Origin of the sequence: Kribbella albertanoniae (genome assembly GCF_004348455.1) — a bacterium.
Lineage (GTDB): Bacteria > Actinomycetota > Actinomycetes > Propionibacteriales > Kribbellaceae > Kribbella > Kribbella albertanoniae.
Genome location: NZ_SMKA01000369.1, coordinates 1 through 7,123, shown reverse-complemented (window position 1 = coordinate 7,123; position 7,123 = coordinate 1). Strand labels below are relative to the sequence as shown.

Sequence of the window (7,123 nt, the reverse complement as noted above, 5' to 3'; positions counted from 1 at the left end):
GTGGCGGTTAGGCCGCCGGTGGGGTTGGGGGTTAGGTCGAGGGTGCCGTGGTGGGTTTCGATGATGCGGGCGACGAGGGCCAGGCCGAGACCGTGGCCGGCGCCGTAGCGGTCCTTGGCGAAGGGTTCGACGAAGGTGCGGACCTGGGCGGGGTCGAGGACCGGGCCGGTGTTGCGCACGATCAGTCGGCCGGGCGACAGCGCCAGCGTGACTGAGCCGCCGGGGCCGAGGTTGTGCCGGATCGCGTTCTGTACAAGGTTGGTGACCAGCTGGTGCAGCAGGATCTCGTTGCCCTCGACAACCGATTCCGCCAGCGCGGTCTCCACGGTGATCCCGGCCGCGCGGGCCTCGGACGTCAGCACCGGGAGCGCCGTACGGACAACTGCGGACAGGTCGACCGGGTCGAGTTCCACCTCGCGGTTGTTCAGCGCGGCCAGGCTGAGCAGCGCCTCGACGATGTCGATCCCGCGTTGGTTGGTCTCGGCCAGGCGTTTCACCAGCTCAGGCACATCCTGATGTGAAGGATCGGCCTGCGCGACGTCCAGCATCGTCTTCATCACGGCATGTGGAGTGCGCAGCTCGTGGGAGGCGTTGGCCGCGAACCGCCGGTACTGCTCGAACGACGCCTGCAACCGATCCAGCATCGCGTCGAACGTATCCGACAGGTCGGTGAACTCGTCCCGGATCCCGGTCAGCCCGATCCGGTGATCGAGCGCGCCGGTGGATGCGCGCTGGGCGGCCGCGGTGATCTCCTGCAGCGGCTTCAGCATCCGCCCGGCCAGGAACCAGCCGCCGACCAGACCGACGATCGCCAGAAAACCGATCGCGTACGCCGACAGTCTCACCGTCAGGTCGAGAATCTCGCCGCGGGTCGGGGCCGGCCGCTCGTCGCGCGGGTTGGCGGCGGTGAACGGGTAGTTCGGCACGATCCGGAAGACCAGCCACAGGATGCACGCCATCACCCCGCCCGCGACGACGAGCAGCCCGGCGTAGCTCAAGGTCAGCCGCAGCCGGACGGTCAGCCGCGGCCGCCACGTCATCAACGGCGAGCTCATGCGCCCATCCGATAGCCGACGCCGGGCACGGTGTGGATAACCCACGGGTCACCGAGCCGCTTCCGTACGGCGGAAATGGTGATCCGAACCGCGTTGCTGAACGGGTCGGCGTTCTCGTCCCAGGCCTTCTCCAGCAGCGTTTCCGCGCTGATCACCCCACCGCGTGCAGTCATCAGCACCTCCAGTACGGCGAACTGCTTGCGGGTCAGCTTCACGAAATGGCCGTCCCGATACACCTCGCGGCGAAACGGGTCGAGCCGGACCCCGGCGTACTCGATCACTGTCGGTGTGGCCACGGATGGTCGGCGCAGCAGCGCCCGCAGGCGGAGGATCAGCTCGCGCAGCTCGAACGGTTTGGTCAGGTAGTCGTCTGCACCGAGCTCGAACCCAGTCACCTTGTCGTCAAGATCACCGGCCGCGGTCAGCATCAGCACTCGGCAGCCGATGCCCTGGGCAACGATCTGCCGGCAGACCTCGTCGCCGTTCGGGCCGGGGATGTCGCGGTCCAAGACGACGACGTCGTAGTCGTTCACCGCGACCGCCTGCAGCGCCGCGTCTCCGTCGAAGGCCAGATCGGCCGCGATCGCCTCCAGCCGCAGGCCGGCCCGGATCGCCTCGGCGAGATAGACCTCGTCCTCCACGACCAGCACCCGCATACCGACCATTGAAGCAGGCCCGGCGTATCGAAAACGTATGCCGAAACGTAGACGCTCCGGCAACATCGGCTCAGATGAACTGTTCGGCATGATCGAAAGTCGTTCCACCACTCTCACCGGTCTGGTGATCGTTGCCGCGGTCACCAGTTTCGGTCTGGCCGCGTGCTCCGCGGTCTCCGCCAACCAGTCCGACACGTCGCCCCCGTCCGGTACCCCGCGTGGCAAGTCCGGCGGCGGCAGCAAACTCCCCGGCGCCGCGGACGGCAAGCTGCCGACGGGGACCAGCGCCTTCGACACCGACCTGCCCGGGATCGCCAACCTCGACCCGAAGCTGCGGGCGGCCGTCCAGAAGGCCGAGCTGGCGATGAAGGCGGACGGCGTCCCGATGCAGGTGACCACCGGGTGGCGGAGCAAGAAGTACCAGATCGAGCTGATGGACAAGGCGATCAAGCAGTACGGCAGCCGGGAGAAGGCGCGCAAATTCGTCGCGGACCCGGACGAGTCGCATCACGTCACCGGTCACGCCGTCGACATCGGCCCGACCGACGCCGACGACTGGCTGATCCGCAAGGGCAACCGGTTCGGCCTGTGCCAGACGTACTCCAACGAGATCTGGCACTTCGAGCTGGTCACCACACCCGGCGGCGACTGCCCGCCGATGACGACGCCGTCCTAACGCGGTTCTTCCGGCGGATCCGGCAGTACGGCGAGGGTCCGCTGGCTCCAGGCCACGTCGTGCCAACCGCCGAGCTTCCAGCCGATGTTGCGATAGGTCCCGATCGGTTCGAACCCGAGCGCCTTGTGCAGCCCGACACTGGCATCGTTCGGCAAGGTCATCCCCGCGATCGCGGTCCGATACCCCCGCGCAATCAGCCGCTCGAACAGCGCCTCGTAGAGCGCGCGCCCAGCCCCAGTCCGACGCCGCCCGAGCTCCAGATACACGCTGACCTCACAAGACCACCGGTACGCCGCTCTGGGCTTCATCGGACCGGCATACGCGTAACCGGTCACCTGCCCGGCGTCCTCGACGACCACCCAGGCGTGCGTCTCCAGCGCCTGCTTGATCCGCGCGCCCATCTCCTGCGGCGTTGGCGGCTCGGTCTCGAACGTGATCACGGTGTCGGTGACATAAGGCGCGTAGATCGCCGCACAGGCCGCGGCGTCCTCCAGGCCGGCATCTCTGATCATGTAACGATAGTAGCCACAACTGTCGCTATAGTGGCAACCGTGGATCTCTCCGACTCGCTCGCCGCGACCGTGCACGCCGCCCGGATCGCCCAGGACCTGTCCGTGAACGCGCTCGCCGAGCGCTCCGGCGTCTCTCGCGCGATGATCGGCAAGATTGAGCGCGGCGAGGCCCAGCCGACCGCGGTTCTGCTCGGCCGCCTCTCCGGCGCCCTCGGGATGACCCTGTCCGAGCTGGTCGCCCGGGCCGAGAACACCGGCGACCTCCTGCGCCGCGCGGAGGATCAGCCGGTGTGGACCGATCCGGTCACCGGCTACCGGCGCCGGGCCCTGTCGCCGGTGACCGAGGGACCGCTCGAGCTGGTCGAGGTTGAGCTGCCTGCAGGCGCCTCGGTGTCCTATCCGGCCGACGCCTACATCTTCAAGAGTCAGCAGCTGTGGATCCTCGAGGGCCGATTGGAGTTCCACGAAGGACAGGACGTACATGAGCTGAGCCCGGGCGATTGCCTGCAGCTAGGCGCACCGGCCCCCACCACTTTCCACAATCCGACCGACACCTCCTGTCGTTACGTCGTCGCCCTGGTCAAGTCGCGCACCTGAAACCACTTGCTCAGCGCGGCTTGCAGGCCTTCCTGGTCGGTCGCGTCGTCGGCAGCCCAGGCGACGTACCCGTCCGGCCGGATCAGCATTGCGATCTGCTGTTCGCCGCTACCAGTGACCACGTCGACCTCGTCAGTTGCTTTGTACGGCGATCCGTCCAGCAGATCGAGCAGTAGCGGCCGGCCCGAGCGCAGGATCTCGGCCAGGCGGACGCCGTCGATGGTCAGGTCGGGGACCGATCGACCGATCAACGGGTGCGGACCGTCGAAGTACCGGATGTCCGCGCCGGAGATCAGATCCGCGACATGCTGGACGACCGCGGGTTCGGTGAGCAGCTCGGCGAACATCTGCCGGAGTGCGGTGACTTCGGGGCCTGGGGCAATCAATGCGGACTGCGCCTGGGTCTGCATGACCACGCGCTCACCAGCTGGCCGGCGTTCGGATTCGTAGGTGTCGAGCAGACCTTCCGGCGCGCGGCCTTGGACTTCCGCAGCCAGCTTCCAGCCCAGGTTGAGGACATCCTGCAGGCCGAGATTCAGTCCGGGGCCGCCCATTGCCGAGTGCACGTGGGCCGCGTCGCCGACCAGGATCACCCGGCCGGCGCGGAACCGGTCGGCGATTCGCGTGTTGCCGCCGACAGTTCGCCGTACAAACTCGGACGTCTGGGTCAGGGGGAGATGCGTGCCGAGAACGCGGTCGACGCTGGCCTGGAGTTCCTCGAACGTCATCTCTCCTTCCCCGGGCTCGTCCCACTCGCCGGTGCTCACCAGGGCCGGGCGGCCCGGGAACGGCGCGAACACGAACAGACCCCGGTCCGAACGATGATGCATGTACGGCGGGATGTCGCCGTACCCGGGAATCCGCAGTACGCCGGCCTGCTCATCGAAATACTCGGAAGGGACGGAGGCGTGGCCGGTCCGCGACACCATGGCGTCGTTGGTCACGCCGACGAAGTCGATGCCGGCGAGTTTGCGGGTGCGGCTGCGGCCGCCGTCGGCGCCGACGAGGAACTTGGCGCGCAGCTCGTATGCGCCGTCTGGACCGGCGACCTCGACGGTGACGCCGTCGGCATCTTGGGTGAAGTTGGCCAGCTCGTGACCGCGCCTGAGCTCGGCGCCGAGCTCCAGTGCGCGCTCCTCGAGGACGGCCTCGATCTTCTGTTGCGGCGACGGCAGGATGTAGATCGGGTTGTCCTCGATCAGCTGCAGAGGCAGGCGCATCGCAGCGAAGATGTACTCCGGTCGCGGGACCTGGCCGCCGGGCTCGGCGCCGAGGGGTTCGGCGAGGCCGCGGCGGTCGAGCGCGCGGGCGACCTGGCCGACCAGGCCGTTGGCGCGCTGTTCGTTGCTGCGTTCGGGGAGGCGCTCGAGCACGATCGGGCGGACTCCGGCGAGCCTCAGCTCGGCGGCGAGGAGCAGACCGTTCGGCCCGGCTCCGGCGATGACGACGTCAGCATCCATGGCGGTTCTACCTTTCGAGGGCAGGTCTCAGCACCCCGGCTGCTGGCCAGGGTGTTGGTGGTTGGAGATTTAGGAGGGTTCGGGCAGACCGGCGGTGATCCGGTCCAGGACCTCGTGGAACAGCTCGAACATCGGTCGCGGCGGATCAGCGTGCAGCCACTCGTGCGTCGCGGCCAGTTGGGCCGCGCCGATGACCTCGGCAACCAGGCGGGGATAGATGCCGGTGGTCCCGGTCCGCTCGGCCACCACCGCGGTCAGCTCCTCGGTGACGGCCGCTTGTGCTCCCGCCAACGCACCTTGCAGCGCGGGCTCGGTGACCATCAGGCGGACGCCGGCCAGCCACTTCTCGTCGGGCAACTGCAGTCCGCCGCCCGTCTCACCCAGCTCGAACCCCGCGCCGACGGCAACTCGGACGGCGTCCCAGAGCGGCTCGTCGGCGGGCCGCTCCCGTAGCGCCGCGTTGACCGCCAGCCCGCGCTCGACCTGGCGGGCAGCGATCGCCTCCGCCTTGCTGCTGAAGTAGTTGCGGAAGGTCCGCAACGAGACCCCGGCCTCGGCTGCGATGTCCTCGAGCCGGACAGCGCCGTACCCATGCTCGACGACCAGCCGGATCGCCGCCCAGCTGAGCGCGATCCGGGTCTCCCGCTTCTTCCGCTCCCGCAGTCCCTCGGTCATGTCACCGACTCTACACAAACTTGCCTTTTAGGCAAAAATGCCTTTTCGGCAAATTTCTTGGAGGTTGAGTCTTCGGGGACACCGGCGTGATTGGCTGGGCCCATGACGCTCGTCTGGGTGCTGACCCTGCTCGGGATTCTCGGGCTGCTGCTGTTCGACTACTTCTTCCACGTCCGATCCGCGCACGTGCCGACCATCCGGGAAGCCGCCGTCTGGTCCGGCCTGTACGTCGGGATCGCGCTGCTGTTCGGTCTCGGGATCCTGATCTTCGGCGGCGCGGCGATGGGGTCGGAGTACTTCGCCGGCTACATCACCGAGAAGGCGCTGTCGGTCGACAACCTGTTCGTCTTCCTGATCATCATGACCAGCTTCCGGGTACCGCGGGAGAATCAGCAGAAGGTGCTGCTGGTCGGCATCGTGTTCTCGCTGATCGCCCGGGGCGGCTTCATCTTCCTCGGCTCGGCGTTGCTGAACACGTTCTCCTGGGTGTTCTACCTGTTCGGGATCGCGCTGCTGCTGACCGCCGGCAACATGCTCAAACCGGAGACCGAGGAGTCGCACTCGGCCCAGAACCTCGTGGTCCGGCTGGCCCGCCGGATGTTCCGGACCACTCCGGACTTCGTCGGCGACAAGCTGTTCACGGTGATCGACGGCAAGCGGATGATGACCCCGATGGTGCTGGTGATGGCGGCCATCGGCGGTACCGATCTGATGTTCGCGCTGGACTCGATCCCGGCCATCTTCGGTCTCACCCAGAACGTCTTCGTCGTCTTCACCGCGACCGCGTTCAGCCTGCTCGGCCTGCGCCAGCTCTACTTCCTGCTGGACGGACTGCTGGACCGGCTGATCTACCTGTCCTTCGGGCTCGCGGTGATCCTGGCGTTCATCGGCACCAAGCTGATCCTGCACGCGCTGCACGAGAACAACCTGCCGTTCATCAACGACGGCGAACACATCGAGGTCGCCGAGATCAGCACCGGCCTGTCGCTGGTGGTGATCCTGGCCGTGCTGGTGATCACCGTCCTCGCGTCGCTGTTCAGCACCCGCGGGCGGACCCAGACCGCGATGGCCCACATCCGCCGCGACGCAACGGCGTACCTGGACGACGAGTACACCGACGACCCGGGTGAGCGCGAGCGCATCTTCCTCCGCCTCCTCCGCGCCCGCGACCACATCGTCGCCCTAGGCCCCAAAGCCCGCCAGCAAGTAAAGAACGAGCCGGAGTTGCTAGCCCTCTGCCACCAGGTAGCCGAAACCCACGCCACCCTCCACGCCGACCACACCAAGGGCTACATCCAGCCCTAACGTCCGAAGAACCGGAGGGCGGGCCTCCGGCGCTTCGGACGTTAACCACCGCACCCCCGCAACGTCCGAAAGAACGGAGGGCCCCCCTCCGGCGCTTCGGACGTTAACCACCGGATCCACGCAACGTCCGAAAGAACGGAGGGCGGGCCTCCGGGGCTTCGGACGTTAGCGCGGGCGGGACTAGGGT

The 7,123-nt window shown here is 67.6% G+C and carries 8 protein-coding genes; 3 read left to right on the top strand and 5 right to left on the bottom strand.

What is annotated here, in order from left to right:
- A partial coding sequence (locus tag E1261_RS41665; protein WP_132415299.1) for a sensor histidine kinase occupies positions 1-1,055 on the bottom strand: 1,055 nt, incomplete at its 3' end.
- Entirely contained in the window at positions 1,052-1,711 is a 660-nt protein-coding gene (locus E1261_RS41660; RefSeq protein WP_132415297.1) for a response regulator transcription factor, read from the bottom strand. The genes E1261_RS41660 and E1261_RS41665, both read right to left, overlap by 4 nt.
- Positions 1,712-1,748: 37 nt before the next feature.
- On the opposite strand from E1261_RS41660, the gene E1261_RS41655 reads away from it, so the two are divergent.
- Complete coding sequence (locus tag E1261_RS41655; protein ID WP_202875438.1) at positions 1,749-2,387, top strand: M15 family metallopeptidase; 639 nt, start codon at positions 1,749-1,751, stop codon at positions 2,385-2,387.
- Here E1261_RS41655 and E1261_RS41650 read toward each other — a convergent pair.
- On the bottom strand, positions 2,384-2,899 hold the full coding sequence (locus tag E1261_RS41650) for a GNAT family N-acetyltransferase (RefSeq protein WP_132415295.1): 516 nt from the start codon (positions 2,897-2,899) through the stop codon (positions 2,384-2,386). The two genes, E1261_RS41655 and E1261_RS41650, sit on opposite strands and share 4 nt — an antisense overlap.
- A gap of 39 nt (positions 2,900-2,938) precedes the next feature.
- Between E1261_RS41650 and E1261_RS41645 the strand changes: the two genes are divergently transcribed.
- Complete coding sequence (locus E1261_RS41645) at positions 2,939-3,496, top strand: helix-turn-helix domain-containing protein (RefSeq protein ID WP_132415293.1); 558 nt, start codon at positions 2,939-2,941, stop codon at positions 3,494-3,496.
- On the opposite strand, the gene E1261_RS41640 is transcribed toward E1261_RS41645, so the two are convergent.
- Positions 3,463-4,956: an FAD-dependent monooxygenase gene (locus E1261_RS41640; protein WP_132415291.1), complete on the bottom strand. Its 1,494-nt coding sequence runs from the start codon at positions 4,954-4,956 to the stop codon at positions 3,463-3,465. The genes E1261_RS41645 and E1261_RS41640 overlap by 34 nt on opposite strands.
- A 69-nt stretch (positions 4,957-5,025) precedes the next feature.
- Positions 5,026-5,631 carry a TetR/AcrR family transcriptional regulator gene (locus tag E1261_RS41635; RefSeq protein ID WP_132415289.1) on the bottom strand — a complete coding sequence of 202 codons (606 nt, stop codon included), beginning with the start codon at positions 5,629-5,631 and terminating at the stop codon, positions 5,026-5,028.
- A gap of 102 nt (positions 5,632-5,733) precedes the next feature.
- On the opposite strand from E1261_RS41635, the gene E1261_RS41630 reads away from it, so the two are divergent.
- Positions 5,734-6,936: a TerC family protein gene (locus tag E1261_RS41630; protein WP_132415287.1), complete on the top strand. Its 1,203-nt coding sequence runs from the start codon at positions 5,734-5,736 to the stop codon at positions 6,934-6,936.
- Positions 6,937-7,123 lie beyond the last annotated feature (187 nt).